The organism is Roseomonas mucosa ATCC BAA-692 (assembly GCF_000622225.1).
GTDB lineage: Bacteria > Pseudomonadota > Alphaproteobacteria > Acetobacterales > Acetobacteraceae > Roseomonas > Roseomonas mucosa.
Genome location: NZ_JHWD01000035.1, coordinates 1 through 25,662, shown reverse-complemented (window position 1 = coordinate 25,662; position 25,662 = coordinate 1). Strand labels below are relative to the sequence as shown.

Sequence of the window (25,662 nt, the reverse complement as noted above, 5' to 3'; positions counted from 1 at the left end):
CGGCGGTTCTGCGGCTCGCGCACGCCGTCGGCGGTCGGCACCAGCGGACGGCTCTCGCCGAAGGCCTCGACCGTGATCTCCGAGCGCTGCACGCCGTTGCGCACCAGCTCGGCGGCCACGGCGTCGGCGCGGCGGCGCGACAGGCCCATGTTGTACTGCGGCGTGCCGGAGCGGTCGGCGTGGCCGGCCACCTCGATGCGGGTCGAACCCGTGCTACGCGCGTTCTGCGCCGCCTCGGTGATGATCTGCCGGGCGCGGTCCGTCAGGTTGTAACGGTCCCAGTCGAAGAACACGAGGTAGGTGCGGGCCACGGCCTGCGGCGGCGCCACCGGGGCAACGGCCGGCGGCGGCGGGGTCGGCGTGTTGAAGGCGTAGCGCAGGCCGAAGAAGGCCGAGTGGTTGTAGTTGTCGAACTCGGTCTTCGAGCGCGACAGCGTCGTGCGGGTGCCGTTGGCGGCCACGCTCTGGATCTGCGTGTCGAACTCGGGCTGCAGCGTGCCGAGGAAGCGGTATTCCGCCGTGAACGACAGGCCGGGCACAGCCGGGATCGGGAAGGCGAGGCCGGCGATGCCCTGGTAGGCGAACTGGCCATCGGTGTCGTCGATCACCAGGCGGGCGTTCGAGCCATAGCGACCGGTCGCGTTGTCCATCTGCACCCACTGGTAGCCCACGCCGGCGCCGATATAGGGCACGACCGGGGTGAACTGCGGGATGAAGCTGGGCAGGGCGAAGTCATAGAAGACATTGCCCATCGCGCCATAGGTGCGCTGCTTGCCGCCGATGGCGTAGCCGCGCGTGCCGAAGGCGCTCAGGTTGTCGATGTCGTTCTCGCGGTAGCTGCCTTCGGCCTCGAGGCGCAGGCCGTTGCCGAAGCCCCAGCCGATGCTGGCGACGCCGCCCCAGCCCAGCTCGTACTTCGCCTTCAGGCTGTCGTTCGGCAGCCCGAGGCGGACCCGGGTGGAGGAGTCGGAGTCGACGTTGTTCGTGGTGCTCTGCACCCAGTTGGCGCCGGCGCCAGCACCGACATACAGGCCGGTGATCGGCTGCGCCTGGGCGGCCAGCGGCAGCGACAGGATCGTCGCGGCCATCAGTGCCTTGCGAAGGCTCATCATAAATTCTCCCTCGATCCCATCAGGGCATCGCAACCGCAGACCTGTGAGGAAGAACCCCCCGATTCATGCTGCGGCATAAGCGGGAGATAGCACCGGCTCGCCGGGAAAGCATCCGCCTGCGTCTCGTTTCTGCATCACTGTGGCGACGATGCCACGAGCATTCCGGGCCCGGGAAGCCTGACGCCCCGGAAAGACGGCGCCGCGCGCCGCCGCGGCATGGAAGCGACGAGCAGGGGGACTGCGAAGGCGCAGGAGACTCGCGGGTGCAGGGCCGCCTCGCCCCGCAGCGGGCTCAGATGCGGCCGAGGAGGACCGCCTCCTCCGTCTCCGCCAGCGTGCCGAGGGGCAGCAGGAGATTGGCATGGCCCATCTTCCGGCCGGGGCGCGGCGCGCCCTTGCCGTAGAGCTGCCCCACCACGCCGGGCGCGCCGAGAATCGCCGGCCAGCGCGCCATGCCCTCGGGGCCGATCAGGTTCCGCATCACCGCATCGGCATGGCGCGTGGTGGCGCCGAGCGGCAGCCCGGCCACGGCGCGGGCCTGCTGCTCGAACTGCCCGGCGATGCAGGCCTCCGGCGTCCAGTGGCCGGAATTGTGCGGGCGCGGGGCGATCTCGTTGCCGAGCAGGGTGCCGTCTTCCATCAGGAAGAACTCCACCGCCACCACGCCGACGAGGTCGAGCGCCTCCGCCACCCGCGCGACATGGCGGCGCGCCTGCTCCGTGGTCGCCGCCGGGATGCGGGCGGGGGCGAAGGACAGGTCGAGGATGTGGCGGGCGTGGCGGTTCTCGGCCACGTCATAGGTCGCCACGCTGCCATCCAGCCCGCGTGCGGCGATGGCGGAGACCTCCATCACGAAGGGCACGAAGGCTTCCAGGATCAGCGGCCGGGGCGACAGGCGCTCCCAGGCCGCGTCGAGGTCGGCATCCTCGCGCAGCACCGCCTGGCCACGGCCGTCATAGCCCAGGCGCGTGGTCTTCAGCACGGCGGGCAGCCCGAGCTCAGCCACCGCGGCCGACAGGTCCTCGCGGCTGTGCACCGCGCGCCAGGGCGCGACGGGCACGCCGGCCCCGGCCAGGAAGGCCTTCTCCTGCAGCCGGTCCTGGCAGACCGAGAGGGCGCGGCGCCCGGGGCGGCAGGGCACCACGGCCTCCAGCGCGTCCAGCGAGGCGACGGGCACGTTCTCGAACTCGAAGGTGACGACGTCCACGGCGCGCCCGAAGCGCTCCAGCGCCGTGATATCCTCGTAGGGCGCGACGGTGCGGGCGGCGGCGACCTGCATGCCGGGGGAATCCGCCTCCGGCGCAAAGACATGGCAGCGATAGCCGAGGCGGGCGGCGGCCATGGCGGTCATGCGGCCGAGCTGCCCGCCGCCCAGGATGCCGATCGTGGCACCCGGGGGGAGGGGAGCGGTGCTCACGCGGGATTCTCCGGCACGGATTCGGTCTGCGCGCGGCGATGCGCCGCCAGCCGGTCCGCCAGGGCCCGGTCGGTGCCGGCCAGGATGGCGGCCGCGAGCAGGGCCGCATTCACCGCCCCGGCGCGGCCGATGGCGAGGGTGCCGACGGGGATGCCGGCGGGCATCTGGACGATGGAGAGCAGCGAATCCATGCCCTTCAGCGCCTGGCTTTCCACCGGCACGCCGAGCACGGGCAGCGAGGTCATCGCGGCGGCCATGCCGGGCAGGTGCGCGGCCCCGCCAGCCCCGGCGATGATCACCCGCAGGCCACGGCCGGCGGCGCCGCGGGCATAGTCGTAGAGCCGGTCCGGCGTACGGTGGGCCGAAACCACGCGGGTCTCGTGCGGCACTTCCAGCGCGGTCAGGATCTCGGCGGCATGGCGCATCGTCTCCCAGTCGGAGCGGCTGCCCATGATGATCCCCACCAGCGGCGCGGCGTCGGGCGTTCCGGGGGAGGGCATCCAGGGGCTGGTCACGGCGGCCTCCGTCACGCAATGATGTCCGGCAGAAGCTGGCTTTCGAGCCAGACGATCTCGTCCTTCAACTTCAACTTCCGCTTCTTGAGGCGCTGCATCTGGAGCTGGTCGCTGACGCCCAGCTCCATGCGCGTGATGACGGAGTCCAGGTCCCGGTGCTCGCTTCGGAGCTCGTGGAGGCGGCGAAGGAGGCTGTCGCGATCGGCGAGCATATGGGGCGACGGTTCCGGAAAGGGCTGCAACCCGAAGGGGTCCGCGCCCATAACATACAAGTGCGGCCCTGACAGCCGCTAATCGGGAGAAGGAACCAAGGCCCATGCAGACCGCCCCGCGCCTGCGTTCGCTGGAGGAGCGCCACGCCGCGCTGGAAGACCGGCTCTTCGCCGAGACCCACCGTCCCAAGCCCGATGAGGCGGAACTGACCCGCCTGAAGCTGGAGAAACTGCGCCTGAAGGAGGAGATGGAGCGCCTTCGCGGCGCGACGGGCTGAGCCCGGAGGGAGCACCGGCGCCCGGCCGGGCGCCGGTGCTCCCGCTTCTCCATCCTTTGCCTTGGCGGCATCCCATTCCCGCCAGCACCGGCGTCGCGCGCCGGTCCACCCCCCCCCGGCTGCGTTCCCGCGCCGCCCGGACCGCCGGACCCCGCACCGGATGCAGGACAGCGACAGTTGCGTGACACGGGACGCAACCGCGCCGGCCGCTGGCCGGTTTTCCGGTGTGGAGGACCCGCCCCATGCCCCTCGACATCGCCGCCCGTGACCCAGGCCCCCGAGGCGCGACCCCCCAAGGTGCGACCCCTGGTGGGACACCGCCGGAGCTGAAGCGGGCCGCCCGGGCGGCGGGGCTGCGCTATGTGTCCGACGAGGGGCCGGGGATCACGCGGCGGCGGGCGGGCAGCGGCTTCGCCTATCGCGATCCGGACGGGCATCCGCTGCGCGACAAGGCGGAACTCACCCGCATCCGTTCGCTGGCCATTCCGCCCGCCTATCGCGACGTCTGGATCTGCCCGCTGGCGAACGGGCATCTCCAGGCCACGGGCCGGGATGAGCGGGGCCGCAAGCAGTACCGATACCACCCCGGATGGCGGGAAGCGCGGGATACGGCGAAATACGGGCACATGATGGAGTTCGCCGCCTGCCTGCCGGAGATCCGGAAGCGGGTGGCGTCGGACATGGCGCGCAAGGGCCTGCCGAGGGAGAAGGTGCTGGCGACCGTGACGCGGCTGCTGGAGGACACGCTGATCCGTGTCGGCAACGAGGACTATGCCGCGCAGAACGGTTCCTATGGCCTGACCACGCTGCGGAACCGGCACGTCAGGCTGGACGGCGGCGAGATCCGCTTCGACTTCAAGGGCAAGAGCGGCAAGCGTTGGCAGCTCGGACTGCGGGACCGGCGGATCGCGCGGGTGATCCGGGCCTGCCAGGATCTGCCGGGGCAGGAACTCTTCGCCTACCGGGACGAGGACGGGGAGGCACATGCCATCCGGTCCGAGGATGTGAACGACTACCTGCGGGAGATCACCGGGCGGGACATCACAGCCAAGGACTTCCGCACCTGGGCTGGAACGGTGATGGCGGCGCTGGCCCTGCGGGAGTTCGAGCGCTTCGACAGCCAGGCGGTGGGCCGGCGCAACATCCGCGCGGCCATCGAGCGGGTCGCCAGGCGCCTGGGCAACACGCCGACCGTGTGCCGCAAATGCTACGTCCACCCGGACCTGCTGGACGGCTACCTCGCCGGCAACCTGATCCTGGAGGTGGCAGAGGAGGCGGGCCAGGAGCTGCGGGACCGGATCGAGGACCTGCGGCCGGAGGAGGCGGCGGTGCTGGCCCTGCTGACCCGTCTTCAGGACGGCAGGGATGGGCCGAACGGCCGGGCGGCGTAGCCCCGGAGGCTTTCCGCGCGCCGGGGCCACCGGCCGGCGGAGGCACGGACCGGCGCCCGGCGGAGCGCCGGCCCGAACGGACCGGAACTCAAGCGCCGCCTGCCGCGAGGCGGCGCTTCGCGGCGCCGGCCTCCGGAAGTGCGGCGGGAAAGGGGAGGCCGGGCCTCCGCCTCAGTAATTGCCCTCGGCTTCGGCCTCGTCATCGGTCAGTGGCATCATCGCCGGGGCCGCACCGGGGGCACGGTCGGCGGCGGCGGCCACGGCGGCGTTCAGCTCCGACTGGGTGCAGAGGCCCAGGATCACCGGATCGCGCGGCTTGATGTTGGCGGAGTTCGCATGGGTGCGGTCGCGCACCTTGGCGATGGTTTCCTTGGTGGTGGCCAGCAGCTTCTCGATCTGGGTGTCGGTCAGCTCGGGGTGGTTGCGGAGCAGCCACAGGATGCCGTCCGGCCGGTCGGTGCGCTTGGAGACGGGGATGTAGCGGGCGCCCTTGCCGCGCTTCTTGGGCACCGGGATCGGGCTGGCCAGCAGCTTCAGCCGCGCCTTGGAATCGGCCTCGCAGCGCGCGATCTCCTCGCGCGTCAGCTGGCCGTTGGCGACCGGGTCATAGCCCACGATGCCCTGCGCCACCTCGCCATCGGCGATCGCCTGCACCTCCAGCGGATGCATGCCGACGAAATCGGCCACCTGCTCGAAAGTGAGGGAGGTCTTGTCGATCAGCCACACGGCGGTGGCCTTGGGCATCAGGGGGCTGGACATCGGAGCGTAACCTCTGGACAGGGGCCTGGCCCCCGGAAAAGGAGCGTCGGGCAAAGAACGCCAGGGGGCCACCCTGGGAAAAGCCCCGCGGAAAGGATGAACCCATCGGGAGCCAAGGGGAGCGGCCCGCTGCGGCAGGTCGGCGCCTCCTATAGTGAGAGGCCCGGGCCGGGTCAAAACCCCGCTGGGCCAATCCTGATCAAAAGAGTCGGACAGGCGGGGATGCCGCCGGCCCGTGGCGCCACGGGGGGGCGCACGAAAAAGGGCCGGCGGATCGCTCCGCCAGCCCGTCGGTCCCGGAAAGGGAGCCCGCCGGATCGCCCCGGGCCGGAAGAACCGGCCCCGGGGGCTGCGGGCGTCAGGCGGCCCTGGGCTGGCCCTTGCCCGATTCGTTCGCCACTTCCAGGGCGGCGCGCGGCGCGGCCGTCCCGATGGCGATGCGGCGGGGCTTCAGCGCCTCGGGCACCTTGCGCTTCAGGGAGACATGCAGGAGGCCGTTCTCCATGTCGGCGCCCTGGACCTGGATATGGTCCGCGAGCACGAAGCGGCGCTCGAAGGCGCGGCCGGCGATGCCGCGATGCAGGTAGCGGCGTTGCGCGTCGTCCTGTGCCGCCTTGCCGGATACCACGAGGACGTTGTCCTGCGCCGTGATCTCGATGTCGTCGGGGCCGAAGCCCGCCACGGCCATCGTCAGCACATAGGCGTCGTCCGACACGCGTTCGATATTATAGGGCGGATAGGCGGGGCCGTCCGCGGCGGCGCGGGCGGTGTCCACCAGCCGGGCCATGCGGTCGAAGCCGATGGCGGTGCGAAGAAGGGGGGAAAGGTCGAAAGCGTTCACGAGAACCTCCTCAAGCCAAGCAAGGTCCAGTTTCGGGGCGGCAGAGGGGCCGGAGGACATCCCACCAGGGGCGATGTGCTGGCCGCTGCCGCGCCGGCGACCCCGATCGGGCATCGCTGGCAGCGGGGAGATTGGGAGGGGAAACAGCGCGTTCAAGGCCCCTGGCCGGCGGGAAAAAGGTTCCGGCCGCCACGCCTGCGGACCTGCCGGAAACGCGAAAGGCCCCGCGGGAAAGCCCGCGAGGCCCGGAAAGCGCCCATGCCCCGGCCGGGGCCGGAGGATCAGCCCTTCTTGCGGGCGCCGATGCCGGCGAACTTCTTGTTGAACTTGGCGATCTGCCCGCCCGTGTCGATCACGCGCTGCTGGCCGGTCCAGGCCGGATGGGACTTCGGATCGATGTCCAGACGCAGCGTGTCGCCTTCCTTGCCCATGCAGGAGCGGGTCTTGAAGGTGCTGCCGTCGGTCATGATGACCGTGATCTCGTGGTAGTCGGGATGGATGTCGGGCTTCATCGGGGGTCTCGTGTCTAGTGGCCGCCCGATGCCGACCGGGCGCGCGGAAACGCGGCTTCTAGCCGCCGCGCCCCGGCGGCGCAACCGCCAAGGGCGTATCCGCCGCTCCCGGCCGTATCGCGCGCGCGGGGCCCCGGCCCGGATGGCCTTGCCCCCGGCCCGCGCCGCGCCCAAACCGGGGATGTGCGATCGTCTCTCCTTGGTGAAGCCGCGATGAACATCCTCTCCATCCAGTCCTGGGTCGCCTATGGCCATGTCGGCAATGCCTCCGCCGTGTTTCCGCTGCAGCGGCTGGGCGCCGAGGTCTGGGCGCTCAACACCGTGCAGTTCTCCAACCACACCGGCTACGGCGCCTGGCGCGGCCAGGTCTTCGGGGCGGAGCTGATCCGCGAGCTGGTGACGGGGATCGAGGAGCGCGGCGTGCTCGGCACCTGCGACGCGGTGCTGTCCGGCTACATGGGCGATGCGGCGATCGGCGAGGCGATCCTGGAGGCGGTGGCGCGGGTGCGGGCGGCCAACCCGCAGGCGGTCTATTGCTGCGACCCGGTGATCGGCGATGTCGGGCGCGGCGTCTTCGTCCGCCCCGGCATCCCGGAGTTCATGCGCGACCGGGCCATGCCCGCCGCCGACATCGCCACCCCCAACCAGTTCGAGCTGGAATGGCTGACCGGCCGCGCCGTCGGCACGCTGGCCGAGGCGAAGGCGGCCGTGCGCGCCTTGCAGGAAAGCGGGCCGCGCTGCGTGCTGGTGACCTCCCTGCGCGTGGAGGACACCCCGGCCGATGCCATCGAGATGCTGGCGGCGGAGGGGGGGCAGTTCTGGCGGGTCCGCACGCCGCTGCTGCCGATCTCGGTCAATGGCGCGGGCGATGCCATCGCGGCGCTGTTCCTGTTCCACCGGCTGCGCTGGGGCGATGTGCGGGTGGCCGTCTCCTCCGCCGCCTCCTCGATCCACGGGCTGCTGCGGCGGACGGCCGAGGCGGGGTCGCGCGAGATCCTGACCGTGGCGGCGCAGGACGAGTTCGTGCGCCCCAGCCAGACCTTCGTGGCGGAGCCCTGCTGAGGCGGCGTCAGAGACTTCTGACTGGAAGGCCCGGGGCCCCGGGAAGGCGGAAATACATTTCCCGCACCGTGCCATCGGCCGGGTCGATCACCGTAAGACGGTCATAGTATGCGCCATCCTGCGGCATCAGGACCTGCTGGCTTCGTTGCAGGCCGAGCATGAAGAGGATGGCGTATTCCGTGCGCACCCCCGGCACCGCTAAGGCGGTGCGCGGGCTGCGTCCATCGCCGGACGTCATGATCGAGCGCAAGGCCCGCGTAGCCGTGATCTCTTCCGGCGTTTTCGGTTCCGTCCTGAAGAAGATGGGCCTGGGCTGGCCGGTCGCACGATCGCTGGCCTCGATCACGTCGAGGATACCGCCCTCCTTCCGCTCGATGCGGTGCCGCTCGAAGTGCAGGCCGGAGTCGCGGACCATGAGGTAGGCCAGGATCAGGTTCGGTACGGTCACCGGACTGCGCGCGCTGCGCCCGTCCCCGGTCGCACGGGCAAGGAGCATCAGGGCTCGGTCGGCCTCGCCGGGCGCCAGTTCCTCGGCGCTGGGGCGGAGGCCCGAACCGAGGGCCGCTCGCGGCGCCTCAGTCTGCGCCGGACCCTGTGGTGCCGATCCGGCCCAATGCGGCGGCAAAGGGAGAGATCGGCTCGCGCAGCCACCAAGGAGGAGAAGCGCAAGGCAGGCGGGCCACCGGATCAAGCCACTCATTCCCTTCCAGATGGGCGTAATAGATACACTATTCCCCTTATGGTTGTAGTGAGTGGCCTTCGGAATGAAGCGTTCACCTTGATCCGAGTGGTTGAACACGACAGCGCTTTTACCGGCCCGCCCGATTTCGCCGGGTTGCGACCTGCTCTAGCCTCCCGGCAACAATGAGGAGGGAGAGCCATGCGCTGTTCCAAGACGCTGCTGGTGGGGAGCGGCCTGCTGACAATGCTCTTGACACTCGGCAGGCCGGCGCAGGCCGCACCGGAAGGCGTTGCCTGCCCCGACGGGCTGCCCGCCGACACGGAATGCCGGCGCGGGCGCGACGGCAACGGTGCCTATTATTGGATCGCGGTGCCGAAGGACTGGAACGGAACACTGGTGGTGCACAGCCATGGCGGGCCCCGCCTCGGCGCGCCGAAGCCGGACGATCCGGTGGAGGACCTCCAGCGCTTCGCCGTCACCGTGTCGGAGGGCTATGCCTGGGCGGGCAGCAGCTACCGCCGTGGCGGCTATGGCGTGCGCATGGCGGCGGAGGATACGGAAAACCTCCGCAAGCTCTTCGTGGCCGAGGTGGCGAAGCCGAAGCGCACCTTCATCCATGGCCAGTCCTGGGGCGGCAATGTCGCGGCCAAGGCGATCGAGCTCTACCCCGGCAGCTATGACGGGGCGCTGCTGACCAGCGGCGTGCTGGCAGGCGGCACGGAGGGCTATGGCTACCGCACCGACCTGCGCGCCGTGTACCAGTACTACTGCCACAACCATCCGGGGCCGGACGAGCCGCAGTATCCGCTGAACATCGGCCTGCCCGCCGGGCAGCGGATGACGGGCAAGGAACTGGCGGAACGGGTGGAGGCCTGCACCGGCGCCGGAAAGCCCACGGCCGAGCGCAGCCCGGAGCAGGCGCGGAATCTGGCCGCGATCACCGCGGTGACGCGGGTGCCGGAGCGCACGCTGGCCTCGCACATGAACTGGGCGACCTTCCTGTACCGCGACATCGTGGCGGAGCGGCTGGGCGGCCGCAGCCCCTTCGGCAACGAGGGCGTGCGCTACACGGGTTCCGCCGACGACGCGGCGCTGAACGCGGGCGTGGCGCGGCTGCAGGCCGATCCGCAGGCGGTGGCGGAGCTGGCGGAGGACAGCGACCTCACCGGCAAGGTCACGATCCCGACCCTGACCCTGCACGCGATCGACGACCCCACCGCCTTTGTCGAGCACGAGAGCCATTACCGCGCGGTGCGGGAGAAGGCGGGCACGGCGGCGCTGCTGGTGCAGACCTTCACGCGGGAGCATGTCCACAGCAAGCTGCACACGCCGGAATACGCGGCGGCCTTCGCGGCCCTGTCGCGGTGGGTGGACACGAAGCAGCCACCGGAGCCGGCGGCCCTCGCGGCGTCCTGCGAGGGCTACCGCAAGGCCTATCCGGAGACCTGCCTCTTCGATCCGGCCTTCCACCCGGCGCCCTATGACAGCCGGGTCTATCCGCGCGACCCGGCGGGGAAGGGCTGACGGGATCAGAACCCCGCGCATCCCGGGCCGAGCAGCCGCAGCACGGACTCCTGCCGGAACTGCAGGCGATAGGCTTCCGCCAGGGGGCCCAGGCGGGCGCGGGCCTCCCCGGCGGTGACACCGGGCAGCACGACGACCAGGAGCTTCGACGCCTCCCGCTCCACCCGGCCATCCGCCCCGCGCCACTGCCCGGCGGCGTCCAGCACGGTCAGACCGTCCGGAAAGCGCGGCGTCGCCTCGCTGGCGAGGAAAGCGTCCCATTCCGCCTCGCCCACCGGCGGGGCGCCCGCGCGGTTCCGGCCGAGGAACAGCTCCGCCACCGTGGCGGCCCGCATCCCGGCGGGGCAGGCGGGTGCCGGCCCGGCGGCGCAGGCGGAAAGGCCGAGCAGGGCCGCCCCCGCCCAGGGGAAGGCGAAACGCCCCGCCGCCCCGGCCAGCCGCCGCGCCACGGCTCAGGCCACGGCCAGCAGGGCGACCCCGGCGCAGATCAGCCCCAGCGCCGCCACCTTGGCCGGGCCCAGCATCTCGCCGAAGGCGAAGTGCCCGATGGCCGCGACCGCGACATAGGAGACGGCGGTGCAGGGCAGCGCCACGCTCATCGGCAGCTTGCGCAGCGCCACAATGTAGAGCAGCGCCGCGCCGCCATAGGCGCCGAGGCCGATGATGGTCTGCCAGCGGAAGAGCTGGGTGAGGAAGCCGCCCTCGCCCAGCGTTCCCGCCTTGAGCAGGACCTGGCCGAACAGCGAGGTGGCGATCGCCGCGGCGAGCGCGATCCAGGAAGGCATCATCGGACTTCGGCACCATCCCGCAGAACGGCCGCCGCGCCGTGCTCCTGGGGCGGCATCTCCGGCCTGGCCCGCAGCTCCTCCCGCACCACGCCCTGCGGCTTGCCGTTGGCGGACAGGAAGGCGCGGCCGACATACTCGCCCAGCACGCCCAGGATGACGAACTGCACGCCCGCGATCAGCAGCGTGACCACCATCAGCGAGGGCCAGCCCGAGGGCATGCCGTGGACGAAGGTCTCGGCCACCACCCAGCAGACGCCGAGCAGGCCCAGCAGGCCCATGGCGATGCCGGCCAGCCCGGCCATGCGCAGCGGCTTCACCGAGAAGGAGGTGGCGAGGTTCAGCCAGAGCCGGACCAGCCGGCGCAGCGTGTAGTTGGAGCGGCCCTCGGCGCGGGCGAGGTGGCGGACCTCGATGGAATCGATCCGCTGCGTCACCTGCATGATCAGCCCGTCGATATAGGGATAGGGGCCGGTGTAGCGGGTGATGTTCTCCACCACGAGGGCGGACATGCAGCGGAAGGAGGAGAGATAGAGCCCGGCCGGCTTGTCCAGCAGGCTGTCGGCCACCTTGTTGGCGAAGCGCGAGCCGATGTTGCGCCAGGCCTCGTGCTTCTTCTCGGCATAGCGCGTGTAGACCACGTCCCAGCCGCCGAGCCGGGCGTGGTCGTAGAGCCGCACGACCTCCTCCGGCGGGTTCTGCAGGTCGTCATCCATGGTGATGACGTAGCTGCCGCGGGTCCGGCGCAATCCGCTCATGACCGCGTTATGCTCGCCGAAGTTGCGGGAGTGCTCGATATAGGTGAGCGGCACCGTGGCCGTCTCCACCAGGCGCCGGCAGACATCGCCGGAATTGTCCGGGCTGCCGTCGTTCACCAGGATGATCTCGATGCCGCCGGCGGGGCGCAGGGCGGACAGCGCCTCCACCAGCCGGCCCACCGTGGCCGCGCCGCGATAGACGGGAACGACGATGCTGAGGCCTTGGAAGCCATCCAGGGCCGGGGCCACGGCCGGTGCGGAGGGCAGGGGGAACATGACGGGGTCGTCCTTCTCGCCGGCGGAACGCGGCCTGGAGATGGCAGCCCGGGAATGGGCGACCAGGGTGGATGATGGCGCTCTCTTTAGGCCAAAAAATGACCGTCGCGCTCCGGATCTGCGACAGCCCATCCGGAAAGATGCGGCAGGTCTCACCGCACAGCGGCAACCGCCACGCGGGGGTGCAGGGTCCGGGTGCCGCGGGGTCCCGTCCCGTCGAGAAACTCGGCCTCCAGCAGCCCGGGGGTCCGGGGCAGCGGGCAGTCCAACTGCCAGCCGACCGCGATGCGCCCGTAATCCGCGAAGGCATCCGCCAGATCCGGGCGGCGGCCGGTCACCTCGGCCTCGCCCAGCGGCTTCCCGCCCTGGCGCAGGCGAATCCGGGTGACCGGCGGGTCCGCCGCGACGAAGCCCCGCAGCGCCAGCCGTCCCTCCGCCGGATAGGCGGTCGACTCCACGCCGAGGCGGAGGGGCAGCCGGGCGGCGGGGCGCCGGTCCGGCGCGGGCCTCCCGGCACGGCGCCGGTGCGCCCGCGCCAGGCTTTCCAGTATTCGCGCCATGCGGAGCGCATGATGCGGCGCGCGGCCACCGGCGGCATCCTCCAGGAACCGGTCCACCGCCGCGCCATCCTCCCGTGCCCGGCGGAGCGCGTCGAGCACGACCTCCGGCTCCAGCGAGGCGGCGAGGCCGGGGATGCCCCCGAAGGCTTCGAGGGCATCGTCCAGCGGCAGCGAGACCAGCGGCTTGCCCAGGGCCAGGGCCTCCAGCCCCAGGGTGGAATAGTTGGTCAGCACCGCCGAGCAGGCCGCCAGGGCCGGGATCGGGTCCCCGGCCTCGACCAGCGCCTGCAAGCCCGGGTCGCGCGGCAGGCTGGCCCCGGGGCGGTAGAGGCCCGGGCGGGCGGGATGGTCGCGCACCAGAACGGGACGCTCCAGCCGGGCCTCCAGCACGGTCAGTAGCCGGTTCACCGCCTCCACGGCGGTGGGACGCGCATCGGCGACATAGAGCAGGAAGCCCCGGTCGGTGACGGGCTGTTCCGCCAGCCGGTCCAGCTTCGGCAGGCCGGCCACCCGCGCGCGGGCGCGCAGCCAGGGCGCCAGCCGCCCCAGGTCGCGCGGGCCGAAGGCCAGAAAGGCGTCGCAGGTGTCGTGCCGGTTCATCTCCTCCCAGCGCTGCACCAGCCCATGCTGGACGCCGACCCAGAGAGGCGCGCGCGGCAGGCGTTCCCGCAGGTCCACGCGGAGCCGGGCGAAGGGCAGGGTGTTCACCGCCAGCACGGAGGCGGTGGGCCGGAAGTCCTCGATCTCCGCCGCGATCTCCTCCAGGAAGCTGGGCGAGCGGGCGTGGTCGGCGTATTCCGCCACGGTTCCGGCGGCATGTTCCAGCACCCGGTGCGTGCCTTCCGGCCAGCCGGCGAAGCGGTCGCGCGAGGCATCGCCGGGCAGGGGATAGAGCAGGCTGCGGCAGGCATGGCCACCCGCGCGCAACACCGCCATGGCGGGGGCGAGGTTGTCGAGCGCCCGGAAGGTGCTGCCCAGAAAGAGGAATCTCAAGAACGACCCCGCTGTGGCGGCCGGTGCAGCACGGAATCCCGGTGGGGCGCGGGTGCAAGCCGTGGGCGATATCAACCACTGCGTGTGGCGCCGGCGCAAGTGACAGGATGACGCGGCGGGCCGGAAGACCCCTTCAGGGCCGCGCGGCCACCGCCAGCACGGAACCCCCGGCGGGAAAGCGGGCCCCGGCGGCGAGGAGGCGCCGCTCGGCGCGGTCCACGGCCGTCAGCGCGGCATCCAGCCAGGGCGGAAAGGGCGCGACGTCGCTGGGGGCATCCTCGCCCCGCGACAGGATCTTCCGCTGCGCCACCATCAGTGGCAGCAGCAGGCTGTTCCAGTAGCGCGTCTCGATGGCGCCGAAACCCGCCCCGGCCAGCAGGCGCCGGGCGGCGGGCGCGGTGTAGCGGCGGGCGTTGTGGACCCGCGTGTCATGGGCCGAACGCAGCCACTCGAAGGCCGGCAGGTTCAGGATCACCCGGCCGCCCGGCGCCAGGACGCGGTGGAACTCGGCCAGGGCCAGGGACTCGGCCACGCCCCGGTGGCAAAGCACGTCCACCGACACCACGGCGTCGAAGCTGCCATCGGCGAAGGGCAGGCGGTTGACGTCGCCGCAGGCCACGGCGGCGCCGGACTTGGCGGCGGCCCTCCGGGCGGCGGCGGCGTCGTATTCCAGCCCGGTGCGCCGCAGCCGGGGCAGCGTGCCCTCCAGCCGCCGCAGGAAGCCGCCCGTGCCGCAGCCGGCATCCAGCACGCGGGCGCCGGGCGGCAGGGCGGCCAGGGCATGGGCCAGCCGGGCATGGATGGCGCGGTACCACCACATGCCTTCCTCGGCCTCGTCCATCAGCGTGTATTCGGTGGGCTCCACGGCGCGGATTATTCGCCGGGGCCGCGGCTGCCACAAGGCGGTCCCGCCTCGCCAGCGCCGCATTCGTCTGCCAGGAATTCTCCCGCGGATGTGACCGCCCCCGCTTCCTGTTCCGCCGGACGATGAAACCGCCTCCACACCAGAACGGCCCGGCCGCACCGGGCTACGCCCCAGGACTTCCTTCCGGCGCCCCGCCGCCCTCTCCCAAGGCCCATGCCCTGGCCCGGACCATGGCGGAGGCCATGACAGGCGCCATGACGGGGGCTGTCACGGGCGCCGCGCCCAAGACGGGCGGCCTTTCTTCCACCGCCTCCCCGGCCGCCGCGCGCCTGCGGGCACGGCTGCTGCGCCTGGCGGTGCATCTGCCCGCGCTGCTCTTCCTGCTCGCGGTGCTGTCGCCGCCCCTGAACCACGACGTGGCGGCGGTGCTGAACTTCTCCGAGCGCTGGTTCGCCGGGGAGCGGCTCTATGTGGACCTGATCGACGTCAACCCGCCGCTGATCTTCTCGCTGAACCTGGTCCCGGCGGCGATCGCGGCCTGGACGCCGCTGGACGGGGTGCAGGCGCTGCAGCTCTGCCTGCTCGCCCTGGCCGGGCTGAGCCTGTGGCTCTGCCTGCGGCTGCGCGAGGGGCGGGCCGAGGGCACGGTGGAGGCGGCGGTGCTGACCGGGCTGTTGCCGCTGGCGATGCTGGTGATCGGCTACGACTTCGGGCAGCGGGAGGTTCTGATGGGCACGGCGGCGCTGCCCTATGCGCTGCTGGCCGCGCGCCGGATGGAGGGGTGGCGCACCGCGCGCGGGCTCTGGCTCGGCACCACGCTGCTTGCCGCGCTGGGCTTCGCGCTGAAGCCGCATTTCCTGGCCGTGCCCCTGCTGGTGGAGGCGCTGGTGCTGCTGCGGCGCGGGCCGCGCCGCGCCCTGCGGGACCCGGCGCCCTGGGCGATGGCCGCGGTCTGGCTGGCCTATCTCGCGGCCATCCCGCTGATCTTCCCGGCCTATCTCGGCTATGTCGTGCCGCTGGTCTGGCAGTACTACCTGGATCTCGGCGGGCAGAGCGCCTGGGCGGTGCTGTTCACGCCCAACCTCGCCGTCGCGACGGCCCTGCTGCTGGTGCTGCTGCCGCTCGCCTTCCGCGCCACGGGCGGCCCCCTGGCGCGGGTGCTGGCGGCGGCGGCGCTGGGCGCCTTCCTGTCCGCCTGGGTGCAGCACAAGGGCTGGACCTACCATGTCGCGCCGGTGCTGATGCTGGGCGGCGTGCTGGCCGGGCTGCTGGCGGCGCGCGCGGCGGATTCCGTCCTGCCGCTGGCCACGGCGCGGCGGGCGGCGCCCGGGCTGGCGCTGCTGGCCACGGCGGGACTCGCCCTCTTCGCCCTGCGCGGCGGCGAGGCGCCCTTTCGCGAGATCGGCTTCGAGGACAGCAAGGCCGGGCGGCTGACCGCCTGGCTGAAGCACGAGGCCTATGGCGAGCGGCTGCTGATCATCAGCCCCGACATCTATCCGGTCTATCCGGCGCTGAACTATGCGCATGTGCAGTCCACGCTGCGCACCATGAACATGTGGCTGCTGCAGGGCGTGTACCGGACCTGCCCGGACAGCGGCGAACGCTACCGCCAGCCCTGGGAGATGAGCCGGGCGGAATTCTTCGTCTACCGCACCGTGGCGGAGGATTTCGCGAAGGCGCCCCCGGCCGCGGTGCTGATCGACCGCAACCCGGGCATTCCCTGGTGCGGGCGGGAATTCGACTTCGCCGAATACTTCTCCCGCCACCCGCTCTTCGCCGCGACCTGGCGGCACTACCACCAGGAGGGCGAGATCGAGGGCTACCGCCTCTATGTCCGGGACAACTGAGGCGGCGCGGCGCGCGCGGAACCCCGCCGCGACGCCGCCTGCCTGTCCGGGAGGCAGCGGCGGCCAGGAAACGGGCGGGGGAACGGTGCGCCAGGACACAGTGCGGGGATTTTCGGCGCCGCGCGGGGCAGATCAGCGTGTCCCGCACATGCCCTGCGGCGCGAACTCGTCCTACAAAATACCACCCTGAAGAAATCACCGGCCACAGCGCCGGGAAGGGGGAGTGATTTCGTGTCCAGCAGCAAGGCCGGCGTGACAACGCCCATCGACGACGCCGTTCGGGGAATCGGCTTCGTCGCCCTGAGCTACCTTGTCTTCTCCCTCTCCGACGCCTCGATGAAATGGGCGCTGCCCGAGCTCGGCACCGCGGGCGCCATGATCTGGCGCGGGCTGTTCGGCACGCTCGCCGTGGGGCTCATGGCCGGCGTCTGCCGTCCCGGCGGGCCGGGGCGGATCTGGCCGGTGAACGGACGCCTGATCTTCTGGCGCGGGCTGCTGAACGTCGTGGCGACGGCGCTCTACTACATCGCCTGGCGGCACGGCCTGGCCCTGGGGGACACCTACGCGGTGGCCGCCACCGCGCCGCTGATGCTCACCCTGCTCGCCATCCCCATGCTGGGGGAGACGGTGGGCTGGCGGCGCTGGACCAGCACGGGCATCGGCTTCCTCGGCGTGCTGTTCATGTTCCAGCCGGGCGGCGCGCTCTGGGGGCTGAACACCGTGCTGATCCTGGTCGCGGTCGCCATGCTGGCGATGACGCGGATCTGGACCCGTGTCCTGGCGCGCACGGACAAGCCGACCACCATCACCTTCTGGCTGATGTTCGGGCAGCTTCCGGCCGGGCTGCTGATGCTGCCCTTCTTCCCGTTGCCGGAGGAATGGCCCTCGCTCTTCGCCCTGGCGCTGGTGGCGATGTGCGGGCTGGCGCATGGGCTGGCGCACTACCTGCTGGCCCGGGGCTATGCGATCGCGCCGGTCGCGACGCTGGCGCCGCTGGAATACACCCCGATCCTCTGGGGCACCGCACTGGGCTTCGTGATCTGGGGCGACATGCCCGCCTGGACGACCTTCGCCGGCGCCGGCGTGGTGGTTTGCGCCGGCCTGTACAACCTGCACCGGGAGCGCATCCGGGCGCGGGAGAAGCGGCGGATGGAAAGCCGGGCGGACGGCAAGGGTGCCGCCGCCCCGGCGCGCCTGGCGGCGAGGACGGCGGCATGAGGCACGACCTGCGGCGCGGGGCCCTGCTGATCGTCGCGGCCGGGCTGATCTGGCAGCTGATGAACGCGCTGGTGAAGCAGCTCGGCAGCACCATCCCGGTTCCCGAGCTGATGTTCTTCCGCAACCTGTTCTCGCTGCCGATGGTGCTGCTGATCGCCTCGCGCGGCACGATCACGCTGCGCACGCGGCGCTTCGGCGGCCATGTGGTCCGGGCCAGCACCGGGCTGGTGGCGATGAGCCTGTCCTTCCTGGCGGTGAGCGTGCTGCCGCTCGCGGAGCAGCAGGTGCTGGGCTACACGCAGCCGCTCTTCATCACGATCCTGGCCATCCCCTTCCTGGGCGAGCAGCCGGACCGGCGGCGCTGGCTGGCGGTGCTGGTCGGCTTCCTGGGCGTCGTGACGGTGGCGCTGGGGCAGGGCGGGCTGGGCGGTGGCAGCGCCCCCGGCTGGGCCTATGTGGCGGCGGTGACGCAGGGGCTGGTCTCGGCGCTGACCACGCTCCAGATCCGCCAGCTCTCCGCCACCGAGAGCAGCTCCACCATCACGCTCTGGCAGGCCATCCTGATGACGGGGATCATGACCTGCGCGCTGCCCTTCGTCTGGGTGACGCCGACATGGGGGCAGTTCGGCCTGCTGGTCCTGCTCGGCACGCTGGGCGGGCTGGCCCAGGTGCTGCAGACGGAAGCCTTCGCCTCCGCCCAGGTCTCGGCGCTCGGCCCCTATACCTATTGCGGGCTGATCTGGGCGACGATCATCGGCTGGACCGTCTTCGGCGATGCCCCCTCGCTGGTGATGATCCTGGGCGCGCTCCTCATCGTGGGTGCTGGCCTCGCCATCCTGCCGGGCCGCGCAAGGCCCGGGCCGGTGGCCGAGCCCCGCGCCAAGCCCAGCGAGGCGGTGGCCGGCGAATGAGCATCCCCTTCCTCACCGGGGACGACCTGCCGCCCGGCGAGGCGCGGGAGGCCGTCGCCCCGGCCCCCGGCCAGCCCGCGGTGCGGCGCATCCTCTGCGGCAATGCCGGGCCGCTCACCTTCCGCGGCACCAACACCTGGCTGATCGGGCGGGGGGAGGTCACGCTGCTCGACCCCGGACCGGAGGATGCGGCGCATCGCGCGGCCATCCTGCGCGCCACGCGGGGCGAGCGGATCGCCCGCATCCTCGTTTCCCATACGCATCTCGACCATTCGGAAGGCGCCCCGGCCCTGGCCGCCGCGACCGGTGCGCCGGTGCTGGCCTTTGGCGCGCATCCCACCCCGCCGGAGGCCGGGGGGATGGGGGCGGACCACGGCTTCCGCCCGGACGCGCTGCTGGCCGAGGGCGACGCGGTGGAAGGCGAGGGCTGGCGCCTGCGCGCCCTGCACACGCCGGGACATTGCGCCAACCATCTCTGCTTCGTGACGGAGAGGCCGGGGCTGCTCTTCAGTGCCGACCTCGCCATGTCCTGGTCCACCAGCGTCGTCTCGCCGCCGGACGGCGACATGGCGGACTACATGCGTTCCCTGGCCCGGATCGCGGCACGGGACGACCGGCTGATGCTGCCCGGCCATGGCCCCGTCCTGCCGCAGCCCAGGCCCTTCCTCGCCGCGCTGATCCGGCACCGGGAGGCACGCGAGGCGAAGGTGCTGGCGGCGCTGCGCGCGGCGGGCACGGCGAGCGCGGAGGATCTGGTGCCGCCAGTCTATGGACCGTCGCTGGACCCGCGCCTCGTGCGCGGGGCGGCACGCAGCCTGCTCGCGCACCTGCTGAAGCTGGTGGCGGAGGGACGGGCGCGGCGGGAGGGCGGTGGCTTCCGTGCCACGCCCGGCTGACCGGCCCGCCCGGCCCACGGGGCCAGGAAAGGGCTTGCCGCCGGGCAGGGAGCCGGTGACATTCCCACGAATCGGTGCCGTCGCCATTTCCCGCGGCGGCGCCTGCGGCTAGAGCGGGGGGCGCAAGCCCCGCTCCGCTTGCCGGGACAGATCGCGGCGGCTCCCCTTGGAATCGCCGCGGCCCGATCGAAACTACCGGGAGCGGCAATGCGCTGCCGGAGGCAAGGAACCAGCCATGTTCACGCTTGAGATCGGCGGCAAGCCGGTTGCCATCACCGACGCGGGGGAAGACGAGGCCCGCGAGATCTTCGAGGGCAAGGAGTTCCGCGACGACCTTCTGGACCTGGAAAGCGAGGACGGCCCCCTCTGGGACGGCGAGGCCCCGCTGAAGTGGCGCGCGGCCACCGAGGAGGAGATCGCCGAGTTCCGCCAGGTGGAGCTGGAGGAAGAGGACGAGGAGGACGAGGAGGATGACGGGCCGGTCATCATGTTCCTCGTGCCGCTGGTCGAGGATGACGAGGACGAGGAATACGAGGAGGACTGAGCGCCTCCCCAGGCCAGGCCCGTACCGGGGTGCGGCCATCCGGCCGTGCCCCCCAGTCCGTGTCTCACTGCCCACGCCCGCCCGCCCGGCACCATCCGTGCCCAGGGGCGGCGCGCGGCGGCCGGGCCGCGCCGCCCGGCGGGCTGGCGCGCCCCGGCCTGTTTCGGCGCCTCAGCGGCGGGTGAAGAAGCCCTCCAGCCGCGCCATCGCCTCGCGCGCCAGTTCGGGCGAGATGGCGAAGCAGAGGCGCAGGCAGCCCTGGCCCGCCGGGCCGAAGGCGGTGCCGGGCGCCAGGCCCACCCTGGCCTCGCGCAGCACGCGCTTGGCGAGGTCCAGGGCGCTCTTCTCCCCCTCCACCGAGAAGAACAGGTAGAAGGCGCCCTCCGGCACGCTCAGCGTCACGCCGGGCAGGCGGGCCAGGCCGTCCACGAAGATCTGGCGGCTCTCGGCGCAGCGGCCGACCATCTTGCGGATGAAGCCGTCGCCCTGTTCCAGCGCCACGATCGCCGCGTGCTGCACGAAGGTCGGGATCGAGGTGGTGTTGTACTGGTTCAGCTTGGCGAAGGTGGCGTCCAGCCCCTGCGGATAGACCACCCAGCCGGCGCGCCAGCCGGTCATCGCCCAGTTCTTGCTGAAGGTGTTGGTCACCAGCAGCCGGTCGTCGGGGCGCGCGATCTCCAGGAAGGAGGGAGCGATGGCATTGCCGTAGGTGAAGTGGTTGTACACCTCGTCGGAGAGGATCCAGATCCCCCGCTCCCGGGCGAAGGCCAGCAGCCGCTCCATGTCCGCGCGCGGCATCACCCAGCCCGTGGGGTTGGAGGGCGAGTTGATGACGATGACCTTCGTGCGCGCCGTCACCGCCGCGAAGAGGTCCTCCAGCGACAGGACGAAGCCGCCATCGGCCTTGCGGCGATAGCTGACCGGCACGGGCACGCCGCCGCAGATGCGCGCGGCCTCCAGCAGGTTCGGCCAGGCGGGGGAGGGATGGACGACCTCGTCGCCCGGCTCCAGCACCGCCTGGAAGGCCTGCATCACCGCGTTCATGCCGCCCGAGGTCACGGAGAAGCGCGACGGCGCGACCTCCACCCCCCAGTGGCGGCGGTGGTAGTCGGCCAGCGCCTGACGCAGCCGGGGCAGGCCCAGGGAATAGGTGTAGCGGGTATGGCCCTCGCGCAGCGCCTGCACCACCGCCTCGGTCACGAAATCCGGGGTGGGGAGGTCGCCCTCGCCGATCCAGAGCTTGATGACCGCAGGGTCCTCGCGGGCGAGGTCGGCCACCTCGGCGATCTGGCTGCTGCCCAGGCCGCGGACGCGCTCCGGCAGCGTCTCGGTGAGGTCGGTCATGGCATCGGAAAGGGCGGCGCTCATCAGGTCCTCATGCGCGGGGCGGCGTCGGAAGGAATTCGGTTATCGCCCGCGGCGGGGGGGAAGGCCACAGCCGCCGGGCGGGAAACCGGGAGCGCACCGGGCCTGCCAGCCATGCGGTGCCTCCGCAGTGGGCACCCCTGCCCGCGGCCGGGCTCCGGCCGCGGGTGCCGGCCGGCCTAGCCCGCCGCGAGGCGCTCCGCGTGCCAGCGGAGATGGTCGTCCATGAAGCTGCTGATGAAGTAGTAGGAGTGGTCGTAGCCCTCCTGCATCCGCAGGGTCAGCGGGATGCCGGCCTTGCCGCAGGCCTCCCGCAGCAGGTCCAGCTTGAGCTGGCTTTCCAGGAAGGGGTCGGCCGTGCCCTGGTCCACCAGGATCTCCGGCAGGCGGGCGCCGTCCTCGATCAGGGCCGTGGCGTCGTGGCCGCGCCAGGTGGCACGGTCGGGGCCGAGATAGGCGGTGAGCGCCTTCTCCCCCCAGGGGCAGCGCAGGGGCGAGACGATCGGGGCGAAGGCGGAGACCGACCGGAAGCGCGTGGGGTGCCGCAGCGCCAGGGTCAGCGCGCCATGGCCGCCCATGGAATGGCCGGTGACCGCCTGCCGCCCCATATCCGCCGGGAACTCCGTCGAAACGATCCCGGGCAGCTCGCTCGCGATCCAGCTTTCCATGCGGAAATGCGGCGCCCAGGGCGCCTCGGTGGCGTCGAGGTAGAAGCCCGCGCCCTGGCCCAGGTCATAGGCCGGGTCGTCGGCCACGCCCTCGCCACGCGGCGAGGTATCGGGCACCACGAGGATCAGCCCGAGCTCGGCGGCGAGGCGCTGGGCGCCGGCCTTCTCGGTGAAGTTGGCCTCGGTGCAGGTGAGGCCGGACAGGAACCAGAGGAGGGGGAGCTTCGCCCCCGCCTCGCCGGCTCGCGGCGGCAGGTAGAGGCCGAAGCGCATCGGCGTGCCGGTCACCGTGCTGTCGTGGCGGCACACAAGCTGCGTGCCGCCGAAGCTCCGCGTGCGGGAAAGGATCTCCATCAGTAGACGATGACGCTGCGGATGGACTTGCCCTCGTGCATCAGGTCGAAGGCGTGGTTGATCTGGTCGAGCGGCATGGTGTGGGTGATCAGGCTGTCGATCTCGATCTTGCCCTCCATGTACCAGTCCACGATCTTCGGAACGTCGGTGCGGCCGCGCGCGCCGCCGAAGGCCGAGCCCTTCCAGACGCGGCCGGTGACGAGCTGGAAGGGGCGGGTGCTGATCTCCTTGCCCGCCTCGGCCACGCCGATGACGATGCTCTCGCCCCAGCCGCGATGGCAGCATTCCAGCGCCTGCCGCATGACGTTCACGTTGCCCGTGCAGTCGAAGGAGAAATCCGCGCCGCCGCCGGTGATGTCGAGGATGGCCTGGACCACCTTGTCGTTGCCCACCTCGGTCGGATTGATGAAGTCGGTCATGCCGAAGCGCTTCGCCATCTCGACCTTGGCGGGGTTGAGGTCCACGCCGACGATCCTGTCGGCGCCCACCATGCGCGCACCCTGGATGACGTTCAGCCCGATGCCGCCCAGGCCGAAGACCACGACATTGGCGCCGGGCCAGACCTTGGCGGTGTTGATCACCGCGCCGATGCCGGTGGTGACGCCGCAGCCGATGTAGCAGATCTTGTCGAAGGGCGCGTCCTCGCGGACCTTGGCCACCGCGATCTCCGGCAGCACGGTGAAGTTCGCGAAGGTCGAGCAGCCCATGTAGTGGAAGACGGTGTCGCCGCTCGCCTGGCTCCTCGCCGGCGCGCCGCCCGCCGGCTCGCAATGGAAGCGGCTGGTGCCGTCGGGCATCACGCCCTGGCCCTGGGTCGAGCGGATGGCGGTGCAGAGGTTCGTCCGCTGCGACAGGCAGGACTTACAGTTGCGGCATTCCGGCGTGTAGAGCGGAATGACGTGGTCGCCCACCTTCACGCTGGTGACCCCGGCGCCGACCTCGCGCACGATGCCCGCGCCCTCATGCCCCAGGATGGCGGGGAACTTGCCCTCCGAATCCGCGCCGGAAAGGGTGTAGGCGTCGGTGTGGCAGACGCCGGTGGCCATGATCTCCACCAGCACCTCGCCGGGCTTCGGGCCTTCCACCCGCACGGTCTCGATGGTCAGGGGCTTTCCGGCGGCCCAGGCCACCGCGGCGCGTGTTTCCATGGCGTTCAGTTTTCCTGCTGAGGACGGTTTCGGACAAATGCCCCGCGCCCGGGTTGGTGGGCCGGCCGGCGGGGGATCGTGGCCGCACCATAGGGCATCCGGCGCGGGAGGCCAGCCGGGCCGGCAGCGGGGTGGGGCGGAAGGGCCGGGTGGGAGCCGGGGCGGATCACGGCGTGGTTCCCGGTGCGGCAGGGGGTATGGCCGGGGGCGTGTCGCGGGCGAAGGCGGCGCGCAAGGCCTCGGCGGGGATGGTGGCGGTGCTGGAGGTGTAGGAGGTGAAGGCCATCGTGCCGCCCCGGAGGCGGAAGCAGAGATCAGCCGGGTCGTGGCGCAGGTCGCGGCTGACATATTCCGGGTCAGGGATGTCGCCGGTTCTGTACTTCCCGGCCTGCGACACGATGTCGGGGAAGAAGCTGTAAACGATGCGGCCATCGGCCCGCCGGGGCAGTGGCGGTGGGTCCAGACCTGCCGTCATGACGTCTCCCACCGCGGTGCGAACGGAGCGGCTGCCCGTGAGCAGCCGATCCCCGTCGAACCGGGCGTCGGTGCAGAGCGACACGGCGGCCAAGATGGTGTGGCCACCATTGGCATAGACCCGCGCCAGGTCGTGCGCGGTGGAGAAGCGTACGAGCAATGTGGGCATAGGCTGCGAAGGCAGCCTATCCGATGCGGACCAGAATTCCGGATGATCCCTGAAATCCGTCACCTCGATGCTCTCGAAGCGCAGGTCGTGGATGCGTGGCGAGCCGAGCATGAAGCTCCAGACGGCGCATCTGGGCAGGGTGAGCGGGAGGAGCGCGGCGGCGAGGCGGAGCGTGCGGGCGATCATGGCGGCCTACGGCCTCGCCCCGGTGGCGGGCCAGCGGCCGAGCGCCGCGTTCTCCGGGAGGTCGCGCGGATTGCGCCGGGGCGGGGTCACGGCACGCGCCTGCGGGCGAAGGCGGCGCGCAGGGCCTCGGCCGGGATGATGGCGGTGTTGGAGGTGTAGGAGGTGAACGCCATCGTGCCGCCAAGGAGGTGGAAGCAGAGGTCGGCCGGGTCGCGGCGCAGGTCGCGCGTGACGTAGCGGGGGTCGGGCTCCAAACCGACAGAGTATTTCCCGGCCTGCGATACGATGTCGGGGAAGAAGTAGGACACGATGAGGCCATCGGCGCGCCGTTGCTGCGAAGGAGGGCGCCCCAGGGTATTCATGACGTAACCCTGCTCATCGTAGACGAAAGTGTCCCCCGTGAGCAGCCGGTTCTCGTCGAACCGGCCTTCCGTGCAGATCGACAGGTCAGCGAAGATCGTATGGCCGCCGTCGGCATAAATCGCGGCCAGGTCGTGCGCTGTGGAGAAGCGCACGAGCAATGTGGGCATGGGCTGCGAGGGCAGCCTATCCGATGCGGACCAGAATTCCGGATGGTCCCTGAGATCCGTCACCTCAATGCTCTCGAAGCGCAGGTCGTGGATGCGTGGCGAGCCGAGCATGAAGCTCCAGACGGCACAGCCGGGCAGGGTGAGCGGGAGGAGCGCGGCGGCGAGGCGGAGGGCGGAGCGGGTCACGGCGCGCTCCCCGTTGCGCGGGGAGCGGACCAAGTGCCTAGTGCCGCATCCAACGCGCGATACCCGTCGGAATTCCGGCCTTCCAACAGAGCAGGAAAGCTCCCAGGGTTGCAGCAACGTTGAAGTGGACGTCCGCGTACTGCTGCGGACGCTCATTGTAGGCACCGCCGAGGCCCGCTACGGCGTTCGAGAATTCCAGCGCACTTCCTCCCGTCGCGTTCACATTGATCCAGCGGTCTGCCCCTTGTTTCGCCCAGATGAGGAAGTCCGCCGAATTCCGTCGGCTGCCCACCGGATCGACCGTCACCAGCGTGTCGATCTTATGGCCTTCCTGCGCCAGCTTGCCGGCCACTTCGATGGCCGTGTCACCACCGTAGCTGTGGCCAATTAAGGAGACTTTCGTGCCAGAGGGCTGGCCCTCAATGTACCGCCGAATTTCATCCGCCTGATCGTGTGCGAAGTACTTGCTTCCGACGTGATGCCGCCCGGTGAATGTAGCCTGGTACCTCTCCACAGTCCCCGACAGCGACTTAGAGCGCCTAACTAAACCCGGTATGATGCGTTTCTGTGGGCATGGCGAAGCCTTTGGTTTCTGATGATCTCTGGGCGGCGATTGAGCCGCTG

28 protein-coding genes are annotated in these 25,662 nt (G+C 71.4%); 9 read left to right on the top strand and 19 right to left on the bottom strand.

The annotated features are described in order from the left end of the window. From BT98_RS25040 to BT98_RS0118465, 4 genes are all read right to left on the bottom strand, one after another. The coding region (locus tag BT98_RS25040) for an OmpA family protein (protein WP_037251520.1) at positions 1–1,109 on the bottom strand (1,109 nt) is incomplete at its 3' end. A 295-nt stretch (positions 1,110–1,404) separates the two neighbouring features. After that, a complete protein-coding gene (locus BT98_RS0118475) occupies positions 1,405–2,529 on the bottom strand; it encodes a 5-(carboxyamino)imidazole ribonucleotide synthase (protein WP_019459530.1) in 1,125 nt (374 codons plus the stop codon). Continuing rightward, positions 2,526–3,029 (bottom strand): 5-(carboxyamino)imidazole ribonucleotide mutase, encoded by a 504-nt coding sequence (gene purE, locus BT98_RS0118470; protein ID WP_037251528.1) that lies wholly within the window; start codon positions 3,027–3,029, stop codon positions 2,526–2,528. Before purE ends, BT98_RS0118475 begins: the two co-directional genes overlap by 4 nt. A 26-nt stretch (positions 3,030–3,055) precedes the next feature. Continuing rightward, the gene (locus tag BT98_RS0118465) at positions 3,056–3,256 is read right to left on the bottom strand and encodes a YdcH family protein (protein ID WP_019459528.1); all 201 of its coding nucleotides are present in this window, start codon (positions 3,254–3,256) and stop codon (positions 3,056–3,058) included. A 104-nt stretch (positions 3,257–3,360) separates the two neighbouring features. Between BT98_RS0118465 and BT98_RS26755 the strand changes: the two genes are divergently transcribed. Further along, complete coding sequence (locus BT98_RS26755; RefSeq protein WP_019459527.1) at positions 3,361–3,534, top strand: YdcH family protein; 174 nt, start codon at positions 3,361–3,363, stop codon at positions 3,532–3,534. A 242-nt stretch (positions 3,535–3,776) separates the two neighbouring features. Further along, positions 3,777–4,925 (top strand): DNA topoisomerase IB, encoded by a 1,149-nt coding sequence (locus tag BT98_RS0118455; RefSeq protein ID WP_115359238.1) that lies wholly within the window; start codon positions 3,777–3,779, stop codon positions 4,923–4,925. A gap of 171 nt (positions 4,926–5,096) precedes the next feature. Here the strand turns inward: BT98_RS0118455 and BT98_RS0118450 are convergent, their stop codons facing one another. The 3 genes from BT98_RS0118450 to rpmE form a co-directional block, all read right to left on the bottom strand. Continuing rightward, complete coding sequence (locus tag BT98_RS0118450; RefSeq protein ID WP_019459525.1) at positions 5,097–5,684, bottom strand: DUF1013 domain-containing protein; 588 nt, start codon at positions 5,682–5,684, stop codon at positions 5,097–5,099. A 358-nt stretch (positions 5,685–6,042) separates the two neighbouring features. Beyond that, a complete protein-coding gene (locus tag BT98_RS25035) occupies positions 6,043–6,525 on the bottom strand; it encodes an Hsp20 family protein (RefSeq protein ID WP_019459524.1) in 483 nt (160 codons plus the stop codon). 281 nt (positions 6,526–6,806) lie between these two features. Then, positions 6,807–7,037, bottom strand: a complete 231-nt coding sequence (rpmE, locus tag BT98_RS0118440) for a 50S ribosomal protein L31 (protein WP_019459523.1) — start codon at positions 7,035–7,037, stop codon at positions 6,807–6,809. A 213-nt stretch (positions 7,038–7,250) separates the two neighbouring features. Here rpmE and pdxY point away from each other — a divergent pair, with 213 nt between their 5' ends. Then, the gene (gene pdxY, locus BT98_RS0118435; protein WP_019459522.1) at positions 7,251–8,099 is read left to right on the top strand and encodes a pyridoxal kinase PdxY; all 849 of its coding nucleotides are present in this window, start codon (positions 7,251–7,253) and stop codon (positions 8,097–8,099) included. Between the two features lie 7 nt (positions 8,100–8,106). On the opposite strand, the gene BT98_RS0118430 is transcribed toward pdxY, so the two are convergent. After that, positions 8,107–8,595: a hypothetical protein gene (locus BT98_RS0118430; protein ID WP_019459521.1), complete on the bottom strand. Its 489-nt coding sequence runs from the start codon at positions 8,593–8,595 to the stop codon at positions 8,107–8,109. Between the two features lie 384 nt (positions 8,596–8,979). Here BT98_RS0118430 and BT98_RS25030 point away from each other — a divergent pair, with 384 nt between their 5' ends. Beyond that, positions 8,980–10,305, top strand: a complete 1,326-nt coding sequence (locus tag BT98_RS25030; RefSeq protein ID WP_019459520.1) for an alpha/beta hydrolase family protein — start codon at positions 8,980–8,982, stop codon at positions 10,303–10,305. A 5-nt stretch (positions 10,306–10,310) separates the two neighbouring features. On the opposite strand, the gene BT98_RS0118420 is transcribed toward BT98_RS25030, so the two are convergent. From BT98_RS0118420 to BT98_RS0118400, 5 genes are all read right to left on the bottom strand, one after another. Next, on the bottom strand, positions 10,311–10,754 hold the full coding sequence (locus BT98_RS0118420) for a DUF3574 domain-containing protein (protein WP_019459519.1): 444 nt from the start codon (positions 10,752–10,754) through the stop codon (positions 10,311–10,313). A gap of 3 nt (positions 10,755–10,757) precedes the next feature. Beyond that, entirely contained in the window at positions 10,758–11,093 is a 336-nt protein-coding gene (locus BT98_RS0118415) for a DMT family transporter (RefSeq protein ID WP_019459518.1), read from the bottom strand. Continuing rightward, positions 11,090–12,124, bottom strand: a complete 1,035-nt coding sequence (locus tag BT98_RS25025) for a glycosyltransferase family 2 protein (RefSeq protein WP_019459517.1) — start codon at positions 12,122–12,124, stop codon at positions 11,090–11,092. Before BT98_RS25025 ends, BT98_RS0118415 begins: the two co-directional genes overlap by 4 nt. A 152-nt stretch (positions 12,125–12,276) precedes the next feature. After that, complete coding sequence (locus BT98_RS0118405) at positions 12,277–13,677, bottom strand: hypothetical protein (RefSeq protein ID WP_019459516.1); 1,401 nt, start codon at positions 13,675–13,677, stop codon at positions 12,277–12,279. A gap of 133 nt (positions 13,678–13,810) precedes the next feature. Further along, the gene (locus BT98_RS0118400) at positions 13,811–14,542 is read right to left on the bottom strand and encodes a class I SAM-dependent methyltransferase (RefSeq protein WP_019459515.1); all 732 of its coding nucleotides are present in this window, start codon (positions 14,540–14,542) and stop codon (positions 13,811–13,813) included. Between the two features lie 254 nt (positions 14,543–14,796). Here BT98_RS0118400 and BT98_RS0118395 point away from each other — a divergent pair, with 254 nt between their 5' ends. The 5 genes from BT98_RS0118395 to BT98_RS0118375 all read left to right on the top strand — a co-directional run bounded on the left by BT98_RS0118395 (position 14,797) and on the right by BT98_RS0118375 (position 19,958). Further along, entirely contained in the window at positions 14,797–16,389 is a 1,593-nt protein-coding gene (locus BT98_RS0118395; protein ID WP_115359239.1) for a hypothetical protein, read from the top strand. A gap of 231 nt (positions 16,390–16,620) precedes the next feature. Then, the gene (locus BT98_RS27875; protein ID WP_019459513.1) at positions 16,621–17,607 is read left to right on the top strand and encodes a DMT family transporter; all 987 of its coding nucleotides are present in this window, start codon (positions 16,621–16,623) and stop codon (positions 17,605–17,607) included. Further along, positions 17,604–18,518: a DMT family transporter gene (locus BT98_RS27870; protein ID WP_019459512.1), complete on the top strand. Its 915-nt coding sequence runs from the start codon at positions 17,604–17,606 to the stop codon at positions 18,516–18,518. Before BT98_RS27875 ends, BT98_RS27870 begins: the two co-directional genes overlap by 4 nt. Further along, on the top strand, positions 18,515–19,414 hold the full coding sequence (locus BT98_RS0118380) for an MBL fold metallo-hydrolase (protein WP_019459511.1): 900 nt from the start codon (positions 18,515–18,517) through the stop codon (positions 19,412–19,414). Before BT98_RS27870 ends, BT98_RS0118380 begins: the two co-directional genes overlap by 4 nt. A 235-nt stretch (positions 19,415–19,649) precedes the next feature. Next, the gene (locus BT98_RS0118375; protein ID WP_019459510.1) at positions 19,650–19,958 is read left to right on the top strand and encodes a hypothetical protein; all 309 of its coding nucleotides are present in this window, start codon (positions 19,650–19,652) and stop codon (positions 19,956–19,958) included. A gap of 171 nt (positions 19,959–20,129) precedes the next feature. On the opposite strand, the gene BT98_RS0118370 is transcribed toward BT98_RS0118375, so the two are convergent. The 6 genes from BT98_RS0118370 to BT98_RS27340 form a co-directional block, all read right to left on the bottom strand. Continuing rightward, the gene (locus BT98_RS0118370; RefSeq protein ID WP_019459509.1) at positions 20,130–21,326 is read right to left on the bottom strand and encodes a pyridoxal phosphate-dependent aminotransferase; all 1,197 of its coding nucleotides are present in this window, start codon (positions 21,324–21,326) and stop codon (positions 20,130–20,132) included. A 176-nt stretch (positions 21,327–21,502) separates the two neighbouring features. After that, positions 21,503–22,345, bottom strand: a complete 843-nt coding sequence (fghA, locus tag BT98_RS0118365; RefSeq protein WP_019459508.1) for an S-formylglutathione hydrolase — start codon at positions 22,343–22,345, stop codon at positions 21,503–21,505. Further along, positions 22,345–23,493, bottom strand: coding sequence for an S-(hydroxymethyl)glutathione dehydrogenase/class III alcohol dehydrogenase (locus tag BT98_RS0118360; RefSeq protein WP_019459507.1), 1,149 nt, complete (start codon positions 23,491–23,493; stop codon positions 22,345–22,347). Before BT98_RS0118360 ends, fghA begins: the two co-directional genes overlap by 1 nt. Before the next feature lie 166 nt (positions 23,494–23,659). After that, complete coding sequence (locus BT98_RS28470) at positions 23,660–24,322, bottom strand: hypothetical protein (RefSeq protein ID WP_019459506.1); 663 nt, start codon at positions 24,320–24,322, stop codon at positions 23,660–23,662. A gap of 86 nt (positions 24,323–24,408) precedes the next feature. Continuing rightward, entirely contained in the window at positions 24,409–25,038 is a 630-nt protein-coding gene (locus tag BT98_RS0118350; protein WP_115359341.1) for a hypothetical protein, read from the bottom strand. 37 nt (positions 25,039–25,075) lie between these two features. Further along, on the bottom strand, positions 25,076–25,662 hold a 587-nt coding region (locus BT98_RS27340; RefSeq protein WP_211254403.1), incomplete at its 5' end, for an alpha/beta hydrolase family protein.